The 19,160-nt window shown below is 51.8% G+C and carries 14 protein-coding genes, 1 tRNA gene, 2 rRNA genes and 1 other annotated feature; of the genes, 4 read left to right on the top strand and 13 right to left on the bottom strand.

Features of this window, described 5'->3' with window-relative positions; translation table 11 throughout:
• Positions 1–69 precede the first annotated feature (69 nt).
• The 6 genes from U0026_RS06405 to rluD form a co-directional block, all read right to left on the bottom strand.
• Positions 70–2,979: ribosomal RNA gene (locus tag U0026_RS06405) — 23S ribosomal RNA — on the bottom strand.
• Between the two features lie 214 nt (positions 2,980–3,193).
• A tRNA-Glu gene (locus U0026_RS06400) sits at positions 3,194–3,269 on the bottom strand.
• 70 nt (positions 3,270–3,339) lie between these two features.
• Positions 3,340–4,879 (bottom strand): 16S ribosomal RNA (locus tag U0026_RS06395).
• The 16S and 23S rRNA genes sit together here with 1 tRNA gene alongside, the layout of an rRNA operon.
• 444 nt (positions 4,880–5,323) lie before the next feature.
• A complete protein-coding gene (gene clpB, locus U0026_RS06390; RefSeq protein ID WP_062779268.1) occupies positions 5,324–7,897 on the bottom strand; it encodes an ATP-dependent chaperone ClpB in 2,574 nt (857 codons plus the stop codon).
• 129 nt (positions 7,898–8,026) lie between these two features.
• Complete coding sequence (gene yfiH, locus U0026_RS06385) at positions 8,027–8,758, bottom strand: purine nucleoside phosphorylase YfiH (protein ID WP_062779267.1); 732 nt, start codon at positions 8,756–8,758, stop codon at positions 8,027–8,029.
• Positions 8,755–9,735, bottom strand: a complete 981-nt coding sequence (gene rluD / locus U0026_RS06380) for a 23S rRNA pseudouridine(1911/1915/1917) synthase RluD (RefSeq protein WP_062779264.1) — start codon at positions 9,733–9,735, stop codon at positions 8,755–8,757. Before rluD ends, yfiH begins: the two co-directional genes overlap by 4 nt.
• Positions 9,736–9,867: 132 nt before the next feature.
• Here rluD and bamD point away from each other — a divergent pair, with 132 nt between their 5' ends.
• From bamD to pheA, 4 genes are all read left to right on the top strand, one after another.
• Positions 9,868–10,611 carry an outer membrane protein assembly factor BamD gene (gene bamD / locus U0026_RS06375; RefSeq protein ID WP_062779280.1) on the top strand — a complete coding sequence of 248 codons (744 nt, stop codon included), beginning with the start codon at positions 9,868–9,870 and terminating at the stop codon, positions 10,609–10,611.
• A gap of 272 nt (positions 10,612–10,883) precedes the next feature.
• The gene (gene raiA / locus U0026_RS06370; protein WP_062779261.1) at positions 10,884–11,225 is read left to right on the top strand and encodes a ribosome-associated translation inhibitor RaiA; all 342 of its coding nucleotides are present in this window, start codon (positions 10,884–10,886) and stop codon (positions 11,223–11,225) included.
• Positions 11,226–11,342: 117 nt separating this feature from the next.
• Positions 11,343–11,467 (top strand) — a sequence feature (Phe leader region).
• Positions 11,344–11,391 (top strand): pheA operon leader peptide PheL, encoded by a 48-nt coding sequence (gene pheL, locus U0026_RS06365; RefSeq protein WP_121497579.1) that lies wholly within the window; start codon positions 11,344–11,346, stop codon positions 11,389–11,391. Its footprint overlaps the feature before it by 48 nt.
• A 23-nt stretch (positions 11,468–11,490) precedes the next feature.
• Complete coding sequence (gene pheA, locus U0026_RS06360) at positions 11,491–12,651, top strand: bifunctional chorismate mutase/prephenate dehydratase (RefSeq protein ID WP_062779258.1); 1,161 nt, start codon at positions 11,491–11,493, stop codon at positions 12,649–12,651.
• Here pheA and U0026_RS06355 read toward each other — a convergent pair.
• The 7 genes from U0026_RS06355 to trmD form a co-directional block, all read right to left on the bottom strand.
• A complete protein-coding gene (locus U0026_RS06355) occupies positions 12,648–13,520 on the bottom strand; it encodes an SMP-30/gluconolactonase/LRE family protein (protein WP_062779277.1) in 873 nt (290 codons plus the stop codon). The two genes, pheA and U0026_RS06355, sit on opposite strands and share 4 nt — an antisense overlap.
• A 64-nt stretch (positions 13,521–13,584) precedes the next feature.
• Positions 13,585–14,706 carry a bifunctional chorismate mutase/prephenate dehydrogenase gene (tyrA, locus tag U0026_RS06350; RefSeq protein ID WP_062779255.1) on the bottom strand — a complete coding sequence of 374 codons (1,122 nt, stop codon included), beginning with the start codon at positions 14,704–14,706 and terminating at the stop codon, positions 13,585–13,587.
• Between the two features lie 9 nt (positions 14,707–14,715).
• Positions 14,716–15,786 (bottom strand): 3-deoxy-7-phosphoheptulonate synthase AroF, encoded by a 1,071-nt coding sequence (aroF, locus tag U0026_RS06345; protein WP_052284537.1) that lies wholly within the window; start codon positions 15,784–15,786, stop codon positions 14,716–14,718.
• Positions 15,787–16,023: 237 nt separating this feature from the next.
• The gene (locus U0026_RS06340) at positions 16,024–17,394 is read right to left on the bottom strand and encodes a PepSY-associated TM helix domain-containing protein (protein ID WP_062779252.1); all 1,371 of its coding nucleotides are present in this window, start codon (positions 17,392–17,394) and stop codon (positions 16,024–16,026) included.
• Between the two features lie 57 nt (positions 17,395–17,451).
• Positions 17,452–17,853, bottom strand: coding sequence for a DUF2946 domain-containing protein (locus U0026_RS06335; RefSeq protein ID WP_062779249.1), 402 nt, complete (start codon positions 17,851–17,853; stop codon positions 17,452–17,454).
• A gap of 133 nt (positions 17,854–17,986) precedes the next feature.
• Positions 17,987–18,334: a 50S ribosomal protein L19 gene (rplS, locus tag U0026_RS06330; RefSeq protein ID WP_062779246.1), complete on the bottom strand. Its 348-nt coding sequence runs from the start codon at positions 18,332–18,334 to the stop codon at positions 17,987–17,989.
• Between the two features lie 41 nt (positions 18,335–18,375).
• Complete coding sequence (trmD, locus tag U0026_RS06325) at positions 18,376–19,143, bottom strand: tRNA (guanosine(37)-N1)-methyltransferase TrmD (protein WP_062779243.1); 768 nt, start codon at positions 19,141–19,143, stop codon at positions 18,376–18,378.
• Positions 19,144–19,160 lie beyond the last annotated feature (17 nt).

Genomic DNA, 19,160 nt, shown 5'->3' with positions numbered 1-19,160 from the left:
GCATGTCGATTTAATCTGTCTCAAGCTGAATATCGTGTCTCATCACCAACAAAACACCTTTGGCGTTGTAAGGTTAAGCCTCACGGTTCATTAGTACTGGTTAGCTCAACGTATCGCTACGCTTACACACCCAGCCTATCAACGTCGTAGTCTTCAACGTTCCTTCAGGACTCTCAAGGAGTCAGGGAGAACTCATCTCGGGGCAAGTTTCGTGCTTAGATGCTTTCAGCACTTATCTTTTCCGCATTTAGCTACCGGGCAATGCCATTGGCATGACAACCCGAACACCAGTGATGCGTCCACTCCGGTCCTCTCGTACTAGGAGCAGCCCCCCTCAATTCTCCAGCGCCCACGGCAGATAGGGACCGAACTGTCTCACGACGTTCTAAACCCAGCTCGCGTACCACTTTAAATGGCGAACAGCCATACCCTTGGGACCTACTTCAGCCCCAGGATGTGATGAGCCGACATCGAGGTGCCAAACACCGCCGTCGATATGAACTCTTGGGCGGTATCAGCCTGTTATCCCCGGAGTACCTTTTATCCGTTGAGCGATGGCCCTTCCATTCAGAACCACCGGATCACTATGACCTGCTTTCGCACCTGCTCGAGCCGTCACTCTCGCAGTCAAGCTAGCTTATGCCATTGCACTAACCTCCTGATGTCCGACCAGGATTAGCTAACCTTCGTGCTCCTCCGTTACTCTTTAGGAGGAGACCGCCCCAGTCAAACTACCCACCAGACACTGTCCGCAACCCGGGTAACGGGTCTACGTTAGAACACCAGCCATTAAAGGGTGGTATTTCAAGGTTGGCTCCATGCAGACTGGCGTCCACACTTCAAAGCCTCCCACCTATCCTACACATCAAGGACCAGTGTTCAGTGTCAAGCTATAGTAAAGGTTCACGGGGTCTTTCCGTCTTGCCGCGGGTACACTGCATCTTCACAGCGAGTTCAATTTCACTGAGTCTCGGGTGGAGACAGCCTGGCCATCATTACGCCATTCGTGCAGGTCGGAACTTACCCGACAAGGAATTTCGCTACCTTAGGACCGTTATAGTTACGGCCGCCGTTTACCGGGGCTTCGATCAAGAGCTTCGCCTTACAGCTAACCCCATCAATTAACCTTCCGGCACCGGGCAGGCGTCACACCGTATACGTCCACTTTCGTGTTTGCACAGTGCTGTGTTTTTAATAAACAGTTGCAGCCAGCTGGTATCTTCGACTGATTTCAGCTCCATGGGTAAACCACTTCACCTACATATCAGCGTGCCTTCTCCCGAAGTTACGGCACCATTTTGCCTAGTTCCTTCACCCGAGTTCTCTCAAGCGCCTTGGTATTCTCTACCTGACCACCTGTGTCGGTTTGGGGTACGATTTGATGTTACCTGATGCTTAGAGGCTTTTCCTGGAAGTGCGGCATTTGTTACTTCAGCACCGTAGTGCCTCGTCATCACACCTCAGCGTTAATAAGAGTCCGGATTTACCTAAACTCTCCGCCTACATGCTTAAACCGGGACAACCGTCGCCCGGCTAACATAGCCCTCTCCGTCCCCCCTTCGCAGTAACACCAAGTACAGGAATATTAACCTGTTTCCCATCGACTACGCCTTTCGGCCTCGCCTTAGGGGTCGACTCACCCTGCCCCGATTAACGTTGGACAGGAACCCTTGGTCTTCCGGCGTGCGGGTTTTTCACCCGCATTATCGTTACTTATGTCAGCATTCGCACTTCTGATACCTCCAGCACCCCTCACAGGACACCTTCAACGGCTTACAGAACGCTCCCCTACCCAACAACACATAGTGTCGCTGCCGCAGCTTCGGTGCACAGTTTAGCCCCGTTACATCTTCCGCGCAGGCCGACTCGACCAGTGAGCTATTACGCTTTCTTTAAATGATGGCTGCTTCTAAGCCAACATCCTGGCTGTCTGAGCCTTCCCACATCGTTTCCCACTTAACTGTGACTTTGGGACCTTAGCTGGCGGTCTGGGTTGTTTCCCTCTTCACGACGGACGTTAGCACCCGCCGTGTGTCTCCCGTGATAACATTCTTCGGTATTCGTAGTTTGCATCGGGTTGGTAAGTCGGGATGACCCCCTAGCCGAAACAGTGCTCTACCCCCGAAGATGAATTCACGAGGCGCTACCTAAATAGCTTTCGGGGAGAACCAGCTATCTCCCGGTTTGATTGGCCTTTCACCCCCAGCCACAAGTCATCCGCTAATTTTTCAACATTAGTCGGTTCGGTCCTCCAGTTAGTGTTACCCAACCTTCAACCTGCCCATGGCTAGATCACCGGGTTTCGGGTCTATACCCTGCAACTTAACGCCCAGTTAAGACTCGGTTTCCCTTCGGCTCCCCTATTCGGTTAACCTTGCTACAGAATATAAGTCGCTGACCCATTATACAAAAGGTACGCAGTCACCCTGATAAATCAAGGCTCCCACTGCTTGTACGTACACGGTTTCAGGTTCTGTTTCACTCCCCTCGCCGGGGTTCTTTTCGCCTTTCCCTCACGGTACTGGTTCACTATCGGTCAGTCAGGAGTATTTAGCCTTGGAGGATGGTCCCCCCATATTCAGACAGGATACCACGTGTCCCGCCCTACTCTTCGAGTTCACAACACATGCATTTTTGTGTACGGGGCTATCACCCTGTATCGCCGGACTTTCCAGACCGTTCCACTAACACACATGCTGATTCAGACTCTGGGCTGCTCCCCGTTCGCTCGCCGCTACTAGGGGAATCTCGGTTGATTTCTTTTCCTCGGGGTACTTAGATGTTTCAGTTCCCCCGGTTCGCTTCATTACGCTATGTATTCACGTAATGATAGTGTGTCGAAACACACTGGGTTTCCCCATTCGGAAATCGTCGGTTATAACGGTTCATATCACCTTACCGACGCTTATCGCAGATTAGCACGTCCTTCATCGCCTCTGACTGCCAGGGCATCCACCGTGTACGCTTAGTCGCTTAACCTCACAACCCGAAGATGTTTCGTAAAACATTCCGCGTTGCGAAAATTTGAGAGACTCGAACACACCGCTTATCTGTTCTTATTACGGAGAACAGACACAGTGTGTCGTTTCAATTTTCAGCTTGATCCAGATTTTTAAAGAGCAAATATCTCAAACGTGACTCGAAAGTCAGTTTTGAGATATCGTGGATAATGTCTTTCACTCATTATCCGGTATGGCGTCCCCAAGGGGATTCGAACCCCTGTTACAGCCGTGAAAGGGCAGTGTCCTAGGCCTCTAGACGATGGGGACTCGGTACTATTTTGCTCATTACTTCTATCAGACAATCTGTGTGGACACTTCAAAGCACGTTTCTTTAAGGTAAGGAGGTGATCCAACCGCAGGTTCCCCTACGGTTACCTTGTTACGACTTCACCCCAGTCATGAATCACAAAGTGGTAAGCGCCCTCCCGAAGGTTAAGCTACCTACTTCTTTTGCAACCCACTCCCATGGTGTGACGGGCGGTGTGTACAAGGCCCGGGAACGTATTCACCGTAGCATTCTGATCTACGATTACTAGCGATTCCGACTTCACGGAGTCGAGTTGCAGACTCCGATCCGGACTACGACATACTTTATGAGGTCCGCTTGCTCTCGCGAGGTCGCTTCTCTTTGTATATGCCATTGTAGCACGTGTGTAGCCCTACTCGTAAGGGCCATGATGACTTGACGTCATCCCCACCTTCCTCCAGTTTATCACTGGCAGTCTCCTTTGAGTTCCCGGCCGAACCGCTGGCAACAAAGGATAAGGGTTGCGCTCGTTGCGGGACTTAACCCAACATTTCACAACACGAGCTGACGACAGCCATGCAGCACCTGTCTCAGAGTTCCCGAAGGCACCAAAGCATCTCTGCTAAGTTCTCTGGATGTCAAGAGTAGGTAAGGTTCTTCGCGTTGCATCGAATTAAACCACATGCTCCACCGCTTGTGCGGGCCCCCGTCAATTCATTTGAGTTTTAACCTTGCGGCCGTACTCCCCAGGCGGTCGACTTAACGCGTTAGCTCCGGAAGCCACTCCTCAAGGGAACAACCTCCAAGTCGACATCGTTTACGGCGTGGACTACCAGGGTATCTAATCCTGTTTGCTCCCCACGCTTTCGCACCTGAGCGTCAGTCTTTGTCCAGGGGGCCGCCTTCGCCACCGGTATTCCTCCAGATCTCTACGCATTTCACCGCTACACCTGGAATTCTACCCCCCTCTACAAGACTCTAGCCTGCCAGTTTCGAATGCAGTTCCCAGGTTGAGCCCGGGGATTTCACATCCGACTTGACAGACCGCCTGCGTGCGCTTTACGCCCAGTAATTCCGATTAACGCTTGCACCCTCCGTATTACCGCGGCTGCTGGCACGGAGTTAGCCGGTGCTTCTTCTGCGAGTAACGTCAATCACTGCGGTTATTAACCACAATGCCTTCCTCCTCGCTGAAAGTACTTTACAACCCGAAGGCCTTCTTCATACACGCGGCATGGCTGCATCAGGCTTGCGCCCATTGTGCAATATTCCCCACTGCTGCCTCCCGTAGGAGTCTGGACCGTGTCTCAGTTCCAGTGTGGCTGGTCATCCTCTCAGACCAGCTAGGGATCGTCGCCTAGGTGAGCCATTACCCCACCTACTAGCTAATCCCATCTGGGCACATCCGATGGTGTGAGGCCCGAAGGTCCCCCACTTTGGTCTTGCGACGTTATGCGGTATTAGCTACCGTTTCCAGTAGTTATCCCCCTCCATCGGGCAGTTTCCCAGACATTACTCACCCGTCCGCCACTCGTCACCCAAGAGCAAGCTCTCTGTGCTACCGTTCGACTTGCATGTGTTAGGCCTGCCGCCAGCGTTCAATCTGAGCCATGATCAAACTCTTCAATTTAAGTGTTTGATGCTCAATGAATTAAACTTCGTAATGAATTACGTATGTTCACTCGTTGAGACTTGGTATTCATTTAGCGTCTTGCGACGTTTAAGAATCCGTATCTTCGAGTGCCCACACAGATTGTCTGATAAATTGTTAAAGAGCAGTGCCGCCTCGCTTTCTCAGCGGCGCGGGATGTGCATATTACGCTTTCCCGCTTCAGAGTCAAGCGTTTAATTTCGCTTTTCTCTGCTGAAGTTCTCTTAAGAACCTCGCTGACCCGGCGGCTTCTATTCCGTTGTTCCGTGTCAGTGGTGGCGCATTATAGGGAGAAACTGAGAAGTCGCAAGCATAAATCGAAAAAAACTATTCGTTCGCTTACTTTTCATCCATAACGCTTATTTTTGCCTGGTTTATATACAAAAACGAGCCCCAAAGGGCTCGTTTTCTTATTTTTGTGACTTACTGCACTGCCACAATATGATCGTCTTTCACTTCCAGATGGACAATTTTTCCAGGAATCAGCTCGCCAGAGAGAATTTGCTGTGCCAGCGGGTTCTCTATTTGCTGCTGGATTGCGCGTTTCAACGGACGAGCACCATATACCGGGTCGTAACCGTTTTTACTCAGCAGCAGCAGAGCCTCATCGGAAATCTGCGTTTCATACCCGCGTTCTTCCAGACGTTTGTACAGACGTTGCAGCTGAATCTGTGCGATAGAAGCAATATGCGATTCACCCAGTGGGTGGAACACAACAACTTCATCTATACGGTTAATGAATTCCGGGCGGAAACTGTGGCTGACCACGCCCAGCACCAGATCTTTCATATGACCGTAATCCAGCTCGCCAAACCGTTCCTGAATCAGGTCAGACCCCAGGTTAGAAGTCATAATGACAACCGTATTACGGAAGTCGACCGTTCTCCCCTGCCCATCAGTCAAACGACCGTCATCAAGCACCTGCAACAGAATGTTGAAAACATCCGGATGCGCTTTTTCCACTTCATCCAACAGGATGACGGAATATGGGCGACGACGAACTGCTTCCGTCAAATAACCGCCCTCTTCATAACCGACATATCCTGGAGGCGCCCCCACCAGACGAGAGACGGAGTGTTTCTCCATAAACTCAGACATATCGATACGCACCATTGCGTCATCGCTGTCGAACATAAAGTTAGCCAGCGCTTTACACAGTTCGGTTTTACCGACACCGGTTGGCCCCAGGAACAGGAACGAACCGATAGGACGGTTTGGATCCGACAGCCCTGCACGGCTACGACGAATCGCATTCGATACCGCTTCCACTGCCTCATTCTGACCAATTACGCGGCTATGCAGATCCTGCTCCATACGCAGCAGTTTATCGCGTTCACCCTCCAGCATTCTGGCAACTGGAATCCCCGTCCAGCGGGCCAGTACGTCAGCAATCTCAATATCCGTTACTTTATTACGTAACAGACGCATGGTTTTGCCTTCGGACTGGGTGGCAGCCTCCAGCTGTTTCTCAAGCTCCGGAATTTTACCGTACTGCAGTTCAGACATCCGCGCGAGGTCACCGACACGACGAGCCTGCTCAATGGCAATCTTCGCCTGCTCCAGTTCAGCCTTGATAGTTTGCGTTCCGGAGAGTGAGGCTTTTTCAGCTTTCCACTCTTCTTCTAATACCGAGTACTGGCGTTCTTTATCTTCCAGTTCTTCGTTGAGCATATCGAGACGTTTTTTACTCGCCTCATCAGACTCTTTGAGTAACGCCTGCTGTTCCAGCTTGAGCTGAATAATACGGCGGTCAAGTCTGTCCAGCTCTTCCGGCTTGGAGTCAATTTGCATACGAATACTAGAAGCCGCTTCATCAATAAGGTCGATGGCCTTATCCGGCAACTGACGGTCAGCAATATAGCGATGAGACAGCGTCGCCGCCGCCACAATTGCTGGGTCAGTAATCTGTACATGGTGATGCAGCTCGTAGCGTTCCTTCAGCCCACGCAGAATAGCGATGGTATCTTCCACTGACGGTTCAGCCACAAACACTTTCTGGAAACGGCGCTCCAGCGCGGCATCTTTTTCTATATACTGACGATACTCATCAAGGGTTGTCGCCCCGACGCAGTGCAATTCCCCTCGCGCCAGCGCTGGTTTCAGCATATTGCCGGCATCCATTGCACCATCGGCTTTACCCGCGCCAACCATGGTATGCAGCTCGTCGATAAACAGAATAACGTTGCCTTCCTGTTTCGACAGATCGTTCAGAACACCTTTCAGACGTTCTTCAAACTCACCGCGATATTTCGCCCCAGCCACCAGCGCGCCCATATCCAGTGCCAACACGCGCCGGCCTTTCAAGCCTTCAGGCACCTCACCGTTAATAATGCGCTGCGCCAGCCCTTCGACGATTGCGGTTTTACCTACACCGGGTTCACCGATTAATACCGGGTTATTTTTGGTACGACGCTGCAGCACCTGAATGGTACGGCGAATTTCTTCATCACGACCGATAACCGGATCGAGTTTGCCCTGCTCGGCACGCTCGGTAAGATCGACGGTATATTTTTTCAAGGCCTGACGTTGGTCTTCGGCCCCCTGATCATTCACGCTTTCACCTCCACGCATCTTTTCAATTGCCTGAGTAATATTGGCAGTTGTCGCGCCAGCTGTTTTCAGTAATTCAGCCAGGGTGCCCCGGGATTCTAGCGCTGCGATAACAAACAGCTCTGACGAAATAAAGTTATCGCCGTTTTTTTGCGCCAGTTTGTCGCAAAGATTCAGTACACGAATCAAATCCTGAGACGGCTGCACGTCGCCACCGGTGCCTTCCACTTGAGGCAAACGGCTCAATGCCTGATCGATAGCCGTGCGTAACTGGCCGGCATTGATACCTGCGGACGTTAATAAAGGACGTACAGAGCCCCCTTCCTGATTCAGCAAGGCACTCATTAAATGAAGAGGTTCTATAAATTGGTTGTCTTGCCCAAGTGCGAGTGACTGGGCATCAGCAAGAGCAAGCTGGAATTTATTAGTAAGACGATCCAGACGCATGACTCCTCCCATAATAGGTCAAATTTGCTACAGGAGATTAAATGAGGTCATCCCTCAATTATTCAAGGTTAATTGACCTATTCAATGAGAAAAAATTATCAGCGTTCTGGATCGTCTTGATTCTATAGGTTATATCAGCCAGATGAAACTTGCCATACGACCCGTAATACGGTCGCGGCGATATGAGAAAAAATCATCCTTTTCGCTGAAGGTACAGCGGTCACCGCCAAAGACGTTGGTCACACCAAGATTAGCCAGTCGCTGACGTGCTAGCAGGTAGATATCAGCGTAATACTTTTCGCCAGCCGGACGGAAAGCGTCCACGGCGTTGGTATCTCTCGCCATAAACGCTTCACGCACTTCAGGGCCAACTTCAAACGCCTGTGGCCCGATAGCCGGGCCGAACCAGGCAAGAATGTTTTCAGGACTGTCGTTAAAGCAGGCCACTGTCTCTTCCAGCACGCCGTCACACAAACCGCGCCAGCCAGCATGTGCTGCCGCAACTTCGGTGCCCGCTCTGTTGCAAAACAGCACCGGCAGACAATCTGCCGTCATAACCGCACACACCGTCCCGGGAGTATTACTGTAGGACGCATCAGCGCGCTTAGACGCATAGGGTTCACCGGTGAGATGCAGAACATCTTTCCCATGCACCTGCTCCAGCCACACAGGTTTCGATGGCAGTTTACCTGCCGCGAACATGCGTTTACGGTTTTCTTCAACGTGCTCCAGATTATCACCACAGTGAGCGCCGAGATTCAGTGCATCCCATGCCTCCTGGCTGACACCACCGACACGCGTTGAACTACAGGCGGCCACGCCTACTGGCAGCGGCCACTCCGGGACAATGATTTTGGTCATAGCCAGTCTACGTCATCCTTGTGTTCTTCAAAGTCGTCACGCATCACGGCGATAAGTTCGACCATATCTTCAGGAATTGGCGCATGCCATTCCATCTCAATACCCGAGATCGGGTGATAGAGACGCAGCATGGTGGCATGCAGAGCCTGACGGTCAAACTTACGCAATGTCGAGATAAACTCATCCGATGCGCCTTTTGGTGGACGTGGGCGCCCGCCGTAAACCTGATCGCCCACCAGCGGATGGGTGATATGCGCCATGTGCACGCGGATCTGGTGCGTACGTCCGGTTTCCAGACGCAGTCGCAGACGCGTGTGCACACGGAAGTGTTCCATGATGCGATAGTGCGTCACCGCCGGTTTACCCATCGGGTGTACCGCCATGTGCGTACGTTTAGTCGGGTGACGGCTGATAGGCTCCTCAACAGATCCCCCAGCGGTCATGTGACCAATGGCCACAGCCTCATATTCACGGGTGATTTCGCGCAATTGCAGCGATTCCACCAGACGCGTTTGAGCGGGGACTGTTTTCGCAACCACCATCAAACCCGTTGTGTCTTTATCCAGACGATGCACGATGCCCGCTCGCGGTACGTCGGCAATTGGCGGATAATAATGTAGCAGTGCATTGAGTACCGTGCCGTCCGGGTTACCGGCACCCGGATGCACAACGAAACCACGAGGCTTGTTGATGACCAGAATATCTTCATCTTCATACACGATATCAAGCGGGAGATCCTGTGCTTCAAAACGGATCTCTTCATCGATTTCGGCATCGATAGCGACAGTCTCGCCACCCATGACTTTTTCTTTCGGCTTATCCGAAATCTTGCCGTTGACCTGGACACGTTGGTCCAAAATCCACTCTTTTATTCGCGATCGCGAATAATCAGGGAACATTTCGGCCAAAGCCTGATCTAAGCGTTGACCGAGTTGTGATTCGGACACCGTTGCGGTGAGTTGTACTTGTTGTGCCATAGACAGCTTCTTCGTTAACGTTGGGTTTTTACGGCTTTGCCGTTTAATATAGTGTGCTATTGTAGCTGGTCTTAGTCGGGAACAGGAACTGTGAATATCCCGTATAAACATTTTGAGGAAAGTCAAAACGTCATGACGCGCATGAAATATCTGGTGGCAGCGGCCACGTTGAGCCTGGCTTTGGCGGGGTGCTCTGGTTCTAAGGACGAGGTTCCTGATAATCCGCCTAATGAAATCTACGCAACTGCTCAGCAAAAGCTCCAGGACGGTAACTGGAAACAGGCAATAACGCAACTGGAAGCGTTGGATAACCGCTATCCGTTTGGACCTTATTCTCAGCAGGTTCAACTGGATCTGATCTACGCATACTATAAAAATGCCGATCTGCCGCTGGCTCAGGCCGCCATTGACCGTTTCATCCGTCTGAACCCAACGCACCCAAACATCGACTATGTGATGTACATGCGCGGCCTGACGAACATGGCGCTGGATGATAGCGCGCTACAGGGCTTCTTCGGGGTTGATCGCTCTGACCGTGACCCGCAGCATGCCCGTGACGCATTCAATGACTTCTCGAAGCTGGTGCGCGGCTACCCGAATAGTCAGTATGTGACCGATGCCAACAAACGTTTGGTCTTCTTAAAAGACCGTCTGGCAAAATATGAGCTTTCCGTTGTTGATTACTACACCGCGCGTGGCGCGTGGGTTGCCGTCGTTAACCGCACCGAAAACATGATGCGAAACTACCCGGATACCCAGGCAACCCGTGATGCGTTACCGAAGATGGAAAACGCTTATCGCGAAATGCAGATGACAGCGCAGGCTGACAAAGTGGCGAAAATTATTGCTGCCAACAGCAAGAATACGCAGTCCTGATTCAGACCTCACAGAAAGCAAAACGGCAGCCGATTGGCTGCCGTTTTTTTATTCTTTTCATCAAAAGCTGAAGCGGTTTAGCCGCAAATCATCCTATCAAATATGGCTGCATTTTTCCGATTCGACAAGTATTAAATCGCTTCTTCCTGTCCTGACTCACAAAATGAAGGCACTGACAAAAAGTGACAAAATAATGTGATATTGATCACACATTTTAACCAAATCCGAGGTATGCTGGAATCACCAAGACGGAAAGACAAGAGGTAAAATTTATGACAATGAACATTACCAGTAAACAAATGGAAATTACTCCGGCTATTCGCCAGCATGTCGCAGACCGTCTCGCCAAATTGGAAAAATGGCAAACTCAGTTAATCAACCCACATATCATTCTCTCTAAAGAGCCACAGGGCTTTGTTGCTGATGCCACGATGAACACCCCGAACGGGCATCTCGTCGCCAGCGCAAAACATGAGGATATGTATACTGCCATTAACGAATTGATCAACAAGCTGGAACGGCAGCTGAACAAGGTGCAGCACAAAGGGGAAGCCCGTCGCGCAGCAACGTCTGTGAAAGACGCAAGCTTCGTAGAAGTTGAAGAAGAAGAGTAAAACTGAACTTTAAACTTTAATGTGTATCGCCAACGCGCCTTCGGGCGCGTTTTTTATTGACAGAGTGAAAACAGACCGGGTACTGTAAAACCTCGTGACGTTAAGGATTTAACCAACCGTGAAATTACTTCCGTTTTTCTTCGCATTCTTTTTTACCTTCCCCTGAATGGGAGGCGTTTCGTCGTGTGATAAAGAATGCGAAGACGAACATTAAGGCCTCCCAACCGGGAGGCCTTTTTTATTGATAACAAGAAAGGCAAACATGATGACTTCGGAAAACCCATTACTGGCGATACGCGATAAGATAAGCGCGCTGGATGAGAAATTAGTGAGCCTGCTGGCAGAACGTCGCGGCCTTGCCATCGAGGTAGGTAAAGCAAAGCTGGCTTCCCATCGCCCGGTGCGCGATATCGATCGCGAACGTGACCTGCTGGAGCGTCTGATTACCATTGGCAAAACGCACCAGCTTGATGCGCATTACATTACTCGCCTGTTCCAGCTCATTATTGAAGACTCCGTACTCACCCAGCAGACGTTGCTTCAGCAGCATCTGAACCAAATCAATCCGCACTCTGCGCGTATCGCCTTTCTCGGTCCAAAAGGCTCTTACTCGCACCTGGCCGCACGCCAGTATGCCGCTCGCCATTTCGAGCAGTTCATTGAAAGCGGTTGTCTGAAGTTTGCCGATATCTTTAATCAGGTTGAAACTGGACAGGCCGACTATGCCGTCGTGCCAATCGAGAACACCAGCTCCGGCGGGATCAATGACGTCTATGACCTGTTGCAGCACACCAGCCTGTCGATTGTCGGCGAGATGACGATACCTATCGACCACTGTGTGCTGACCAATAGCACCACCACCCTGGACACCATTGAAACCGTCTACAGCCATCCACAACCCTTCCAGCAGTGCAGCCAATTCCTGAGCCACTATCCGCAATGGAAAATTGAGTACACTGAGAGCACCTCAGCAGCGATGGAAAAAGTGGCGCAGGCCAACTCGCCAACCGTAGCCGCACTGGGCAGCGAAGCCGGCGGCAAGCTTTATGGCTTACAAGTGCTAGAACATTGTCAGGCCAATCAGACGCAAAACATCACCCGATTCCTGGTACTGGCGCGCAAAGCCGTTAACGTCTCCGATCAGGTTCCGGCAAAAACCACCTTGTTAATTGCCACCGGGCAACAGGCGGGTGCGCTGGTAGAGGCTCTGCTGGTGTTGCGTAACCATAAGCTTATCATGACCAAACTCGAGTCACGCCCTATCCACGGCAATCCATGGGAAGAGATGTTTTATCTCGATATCCAGGCTAACCTGGAAGCCTTGCCGATGCAAAAGGCGCTGAAAGAGCTGTCTGGGATTACCCGCTCCATGAAAGTGCTGGGGAGCTACCCGAGCGAAAATGTGGTACCGGTTGATCCGATTTAAACTTCGATAAACGGCTTCTTCTTCATTCCTGCTACGTCCACTGGCAGGGTGAAGATAGCACCCGATAGCGGGTACTGCGTCACTTCCGCCGCCGACATATTTTCACGGGTCGTGGTGATAAAGAGCGTGCGCATATCCGCCCCGCCAAAGCAAACCATCGTCGGACATCTTACCGGCAGTCGATACTCGGCAAGCTGCTCACCTTCGGGTGAGAAACGCGCTATCCGCCAGCCATCGAACATCGCGCTCCAGTAGCAGCCTTCTTCATCTATCGCCGCGCCATCGGGGATCCCTTCACCGGCTTTAAACTGACGGAACACCTCACGCAAACCCGGCTCCCCCTGCACATCCAGCGGCGTACGGTAAATCACCCCGTTAGGCGTATCAGAGGTATACATCCAGCGTTTATCATTGCTAAATGCCAGACCGTTCGCACCACGGATATCGCACTGGATAACCTTCGGGTTGAGCTGATTATCAACACGAACAAGCAGCGCGCCGTTGTAATCACCGGGTCCCCAGAAGGTTCCGGCGTAAAAGCGCCCGTCCCTATCTGTCCCCCCGTCATTAAAACGTGCTAGCTGCGGGTTACTTGGGTTATCACAGATTTTGTGCACCAGCAGGCCACGACTATCGGCAAGCCAGATCGCGCTACGCAGCGCGACGATAAACCCGCCCTTTTCTCGTAGGGAGAAACAGCCGACCTCTTCTGGAAACTGGAGAATCTGGTGTTCACCGCTGGCAATCTCATAACGGTGGATTTCACACTCCATAATGTCAGCCCAGTACAGTGCCTGTTCACTCTCGCTCCAGGTCGGGCATTCCGGTAAATGTCCGGTGTAATCAAACAGCAGGTTTGCGTCAGCCATCATCTTTATCCCATAAAAAAAGCCAGAGGATTTCCCCTAGCTTTCAAGTATATACAGTTTTCAGCTACTGCCGATTATCATTCGCCTGACGTAACAGGACGCGGCTCTCACTCTGGAAACGTTGTGCGTAGTCGCCAAACCAATGCTCAACCTTACGGAAGCTGTCAATAAACGCCTGCTTGTTGCCTTGTTCCAGCAGGCTTATCGCCTCGCCAAAACGCTGGTAGTAACGTTTAATCAGCGCCAGATTGTTGCCTGATGACATAATAATGTCTGCGTACAACTGCGGATCCTGGGCAAACAGTCGTCCAACCATCGCCAGTTCCAGACGGTAAATCGGTGAGGAGAGCGCCAGCAATTGTTCGAGCTGTACGTTTTCTTCAGCCAGATGTAAGCCGTAAGCAAAGGTCGCAAAGTGACGTAGCGCCTGAATAAACGCCATGTTCTGATCGTGCTCGACGGCGCTGATACGGTGTAAGCGCGCCCCCCAGACCTGAATCTGTTCAAGGAACCACTGATAAGCTTCAGGCTGGCGACCATCACAGTAAACCACAACCTGCTTCGCCAGGCTGCCGCTGTCAGGGCCAAACATCGGGTGTAAACCAACAACGGGACCAGCATGCGTCGACAGCATCGCCTGCAACGGCCCGGCTTTCACCGAACACAAGTCCACCAGAATGCAGTCCGACGGCAACGGTGGCAGTTTCGCAATCACCTGTTCGGTGACGTGAATCGGCACGCTAACAATCACCATACCCGCATCGGCAACCAGTTCCGGCGCGCGCGCCCAATCCTCTTTTTCCAGCGTACGGACTTGATAGCCAGATAGCGTCAGCATTTTTTCAAATAACCGCCCCATCTGCCCATCGCCACCGACAATCACCACCGGACGCAGCGATGGACACAGGGTTTTAAATCCCTTGTCGTTTTCACTGGAGTAGGACTCACGCATAACACGGCGCAGAACATCTTCAATCAAGTCAGGCGGCACGCCCATCGCCGCGGCTTCTTTGCGGCGTGAGGCCAGCATTGAAGCCTCACGCTCCGGGACATAAATTGGCAAGCCATACTGACTTTTGACTTCGCCAACTTCCGCCACCAGTTCCATACGTTTTGCCAGCAGATCCAGCAGCGCCTTATCTACAGCATCAATTTGATCGCGCAGCGCGGTCAGTTCAGCAACCATACAATCCTCTTACGCCAGACGAGCCGCCAAATGGCCGCGTAAATCCTTGTCGAGCTCACGCAGTAACGCATCCGTTGCTTCCCAACTGATGCAGGCATCGGTCACAGAAACGCCGTATTTCATGTCACAGCGCGGCTGCTCGGAGGACTGATTGCCTTCGTGAATATTGCTCTCAATCATCAGACCAATGATAGAACGATTACCGTCTTTGATCTGTGCGACAACGGATTCCGCCACCGCTGGCTGACGGCGATAGTCTTTATTGGAATTACCATGACTGCAATCTACCATCAGCGATGCGCGCAGTCCTGCTTGTTCCATCTCTTTTTCACACTGCGCCACGTCTTCTGGGCCGTAGTTTGGCTTTTTACCACCGCGCAGGATCACGTGACCATCAGGGTTACCCTGAGTACGCAACAGACAAACCTGACCGGCCTGGTTAATCCCAACAAAACGGTGAGGCATTGCCGCAGCACGCATCGCGTTGATAGCCGTCGCCAGGGAGCCGTCTGTGCCATTTTTAAAGCCAACCGGCATCGACAAGCCAGACGCCATTTCTCGGTGAGTTTGCGACTCGGTAGTACGCGCACCAATCGCTGACCAGCTAAACAGATCGCCCAGGTATTGCGGACTGTTCGGATCCAGCGCTTCGGTCGCCAGCGGCAGCCCCATGCTGACCAGTTCAACCAGCAGACGACGAGCAATTTTCAAACCACCTTCTACATCAAACGAGCCATCCATGTGCGGATCGTTGATAAGCCCTTTCCAGCCAACAGTGGTACGAGGCTTTTCAAAATAGACGCGCATAACCAGGTAGAGGCTATCGCTGACCTCTTCCGCAAGGGTTTTAAATCGACGCGCGTATTCGATGGCAGCTTCAGGATCGTGAATAGAGCAAGGCCCACACACTACCAACAGGCGCGGATCGCGACCGGCAATAATGTCAGAAATCGTTTTACGTGATTGGGCGATTTGCGCTTCCTGCTCTACGGTAAGCGGGAATTCAGCTTTCAGTTGATCTGGGGTGATCAAAACCTGTTCATCGGCGATATTTACGTTGTTCAGCGCGTCTTTTTGCATGATGGCATTACCTGTTATGGCTCGTTTGCGATAGTGGTTTCCTCAATGAGGTGAAGCCACAATATCATAATCAGTAAAGATTTCAATCCAAATTCCGTAAATTATTGTTTACAACACCCTATTAAAAGCAAAATAAACCGTCTGAACATGTAAACATAATATTACACTGAGGCTATTAAACTAAAAAGGGCGAACGCCTATGCGCTCGCCCTCAGATAACACTTCATTTGTGCTGGGTTATTCAATGCCCGGCGATAACGTTCGAATCATCGCATTACGCCAGCGTAACCAGTCGACGACAACAAACAGCGCCAGACTAACGCCCATCACCGGCATGGATAGCCCCAATGCAACGGCGAGAAACAGCGCCGCAATGCGGGCGGGCCATGCAAGCGCCAGCCAGCTTTGTGTGAGCGTTTGCAGCGGATTAAGCGATGATTGTGCCGGGCGTTTAATCCACCACAGGCGATACCCCATGATGATTGCCACGCACAATGCCAGGCCGAACGCGATCAAGAACAATTGGTTCGGCAGGCCAAATAATACGCCCATATGGAAATCCACGCCCCAGCGCGTTAATTTCGCCATCAACGGGAAATCGGCAAATTGTGTCCGATCGATAATCGCAAGAGAGTGAGGATCGACCGCAACGGCATCAACCTGCGTCGGCCAGCGCCTGTCAATCTCCGTCACCGTCCAGCCGCGGTCTTCACTGCGCGGCGGGCGGATCTCCAGATGCGTCGCGTTAATACCCGCAAGCTGCGCGACGTTCAGAATAGCGTCAATCTTGTCAGTGACGATCGGCTGTTCGCTCATGGTCATCCCACCATGGTGCTCATGGTGATCGGCATGGGGATCCATCACCATTTTACTGCCGCCTTGCAATTGCGTATTCACCTGCGGCGTCATCCAGCCCATTGCCGCGCGCATTTTATCGACGTTCCCACCCGCCCATTGTGACCAGGTTAACCCGGTAGCAGAAAACAGCAACATTCCTGCCAGCAGGCACCAGCCTAGTGTGACGTGAACCCGCCGAGTGTTCTGCAGGCGGTTTTTGATACGTCGTTTAGGCCGGGTGAAAGCCCACAACACAATTCCCCCAAGCGCCGCAATCCACATCCACGATGCAGCCAGTTCGCTGTAAAGCCGGCCAAAATCGCCTAATAGCAGCGAGCGATGGGCATAATCAATCCACTGGCGCAGCGGTAATATTCCGCTGGTACCGTAAACCGTCATATCCCCTTTTACCGCAAGCGTAACCGGGTCGATAAAAATAGCGCGGTTCTCCGATTCCCCAAGCGAGGGATCAGCAAACATTACCCGCGTGGTTTCACCAGACTCCAGCGCTGGACGTACTGCGTTCAACCGCAGCGGAGTGGCAAGCGTATGCTCCGCCACCGCAATTTGTTCCGCAAGCGTGTGGCGCTCACCGTTCACGCTAGCGTGTAATGCCTGGCGATACACCAGGCTTTCCAGTTGCGGTGTCGCCACGTATAGCGTGCCGGTGAGTGCAGCGACGAAGATGAATGGCCCGACAAACAGGCCGATAAAAAAGTGCAGGCGGCGCAGCAGATGCACCCATGCCGCCCGCGAGGTGCAGGTAGTCATACTCTTCCTTCATATTTACGAAAAGTGGCGTGACGCTTTTTGCATCATTTATCGTTATTAAGCAGGTAAAGCAGAGCATCGCGGCGGTGCGCGGGTGTCGGGGAAAAGCCAGGGGAAATAACGCCAGTGCTTCACCACCGGCGGCAGAGATACGGTCGTCACACGCAGCAGTAATGCGCACAACAGGATACACAGTGCCAGGATAAGACCTGGAGTATGAGCTAACAGTACGCAGTAACCACAGGCTTCACCATGATCGATGGGCATAGTTTCCGGTGCAGAATGGTGTGCGGGCATCGGCATGCTCATATCGTGGTGCATACCTGGCATCGCGCTCATCGGCGACTGTTGTAGTGAAATGGAGACCAGCGGAGCAAAGATAATCAGCGCCATAGCAAACAACGCAAGCCAGGCGGCTCGCCGTTTCAATGCTGGTATGCTGATTTTTTTTCCGTTCACCCTGTCCTCCCGGTAATCGAGGGCATTGTAAATGATTTATCAGCCAGATGTTAACGAGGGGTGCTTTAAAAGATAAAAAAAGGGCCAGCCTTTCGGCCAGCCCTTTTCTAACAGGATGTCGCTTGCGCGAATCTTAGTTAAGACGCTCTTTGATACGAGCAGACTTACCAGTGCGCTCACGCAGGTAGTACAGTTTAGCTTTACGTACAGCACCACGGCGTTTAACAGCAATGCTGTCAACTACTGGAGAGTGAGTCTGGAAGACACGCTCAACACCTTCGCCGTTGGAAATTTTGCGAACAGTGAATGCAGAGTGCAGACCGCGGCTACGAATAGCGATAACCACGCCCTCAAATGCCTGCAGACGTTTTTTGGAACCTTCAACAACCCATACTTTCACTTCCAAGGTATCACCCGGACGGAATGAAGGTACGTCCTGCTTCATCTGTTCGTCTTCAAGTTGCTTAATAATGTTGCTCATAATTTAATCTCTTATCCTGGGTAAACTGATATTTGGGGGTCTTAGACCAGCCCATCATGTTTATGTTGCTGTTGTGCGTGTTCCTGTTTGAACTCCGCCAGCAACCTTGCTTGCTCTTCAGTCAGAGCCAGGTTTTCCAGAAGTTCAGGTCTTCTAAGCCAGGAGCGGCCCAGCGACTGCTTCAAACGCCAGCGACGTATCTCGGCATGGTTCCCCGACAGCAGAACTGGCGGTACTTCCATTCCTTCTAACACTTCAGGGCGAGTATAGTGTGGACAGTCCAGCAATCCATCAGCAAACGAATCTTCGATTGCTGAAGCTTCATGGCCCAGTACACCCGGAATAAACCGGGAAACGGAGTCAATCAGCGTCATTGCCGGTAACTCACCACCGCTGAGAACGTAATCGCCGATTGACCATTCTTCATCAATCTCGGTCTGAATTACGCGCTCATCTATGCCTTCGTAGCGACCGCACACCAGAATCAGCTTTTGATTCGTTGCCAGTTCGCTGACGCCTGCTTGATCAAGCTTGCGTCCCTGAGGTGACAGATAAATCACCTTCGCGCCTTCACCTGCCGCGGCTTTTGCTGCATTGATAGCGTCCCGTAAAGGTTGCACCATCATTAACATCCCCGGTCCGCCGCCGTAAGGACGATCGTCCACGGTACGGTGCCGGTCATGAGCGAAGTCACGAGGACTCCAGCTCTGGATGTTCAGCAGGCCATTTTTTACTGCCCGGCCAGTTACCCCGTAATCGGTAATTGCGCGGAACATTTCAGGAAACAGGCTAATTATGCCAATCCACATAGCGCCGTCTTTTACCG

Origin of the sequence: Kluyvera intermedia (genome assembly GCF_034424175.1) — a bacterium.
Lineage (GTDB): Bacteria > Pseudomonadota > Gammaproteobacteria > Enterobacterales > Enterobacteriaceae > Kluyvera > Kluyvera intermedia.
Note: the sequence above shows the minus strand (reverse complement) of the source record. Positions and strands in the feature narration are given on the sequence as shown.

Excerpts from the sequence above, each read along its gene's own strand:
- clpB (WP_062779268.1), bottom strand. The coding sequence starts at position 7,897 with ATGCGTCTGGATCGTCTTACTAATAAATTCCAGCTTGCTCTTGCTGAT.
- yfiH (WP_062779267.1), bottom strand. The coding sequence starts at position 8,758 with ATGACCAAAATCATTGTCCCGGAGTGGCCGCTGCCAGTAGGCGTGGCC.
- rluD (WP_062779264.1), bottom strand. The coding sequence starts at position 9,735 with ATGGCACAACAAGTACAACTCACCGCAACGGTGTCCGAATCACAACTC.
- bamD (WP_062779280.1), top strand. The coding sequence starts at position 9,868 with ATGACGCGCATGAAATATCTGGTGGCAGCGGCCACGTTGAGCCTGGCT.
- raiA (WP_062779261.1), top strand. The coding sequence starts at position 10,884 with ATGACAATGAACATTACCAGTAAACAAATGGAAATTACTCCGGCTATT.
- pheA (WP_062779258.1), top strand. The coding sequence starts at position 11,491 with ATGACTTCGGAAAACCCATTACTGGCGATACGCGATAAGATAAGCGCG.
- U0026_RS06355 (WP_062779277.1), bottom strand. The coding sequence starts at position 13,520 with ATGGCTGACGCAAACCTGCTGTTTGATTACACCGGACATTTACCGGAA.
- tyrA (WP_062779255.1), bottom strand. The coding sequence starts at position 14,706 with ATGGTTGCTGAACTGACCGCGCTGCGCGATCAAATTGATGCTGTAGAT.
- aroF (WP_052284537.1), bottom strand. The coding sequence starts at position 15,786 with ATGCAAAAAGACGCGCTGAACAACGTAAATATCGCCGATGAACAGGTT.
- U0026_RS06340 (WP_062779252.1), bottom strand. The coding sequence starts at position 17,394 with ATGACTACCTGCACCTCGCGGGCGGCATGGGTGCATCTGCTGCGCCGC.
- rplS (WP_062779246.1), bottom strand. The coding sequence starts at position 18,334 with ATGAGCAACATTATTAAGCAACTTGAAGACGAACAGATGAAGCAGGAC.
- trmD (WP_062779243.1), bottom strand. The coding sequence starts at position 19,143 with ATGTGGATTGGCATAATTAGCCTGTTTCCTGAAATGTTCCGCGCAATT.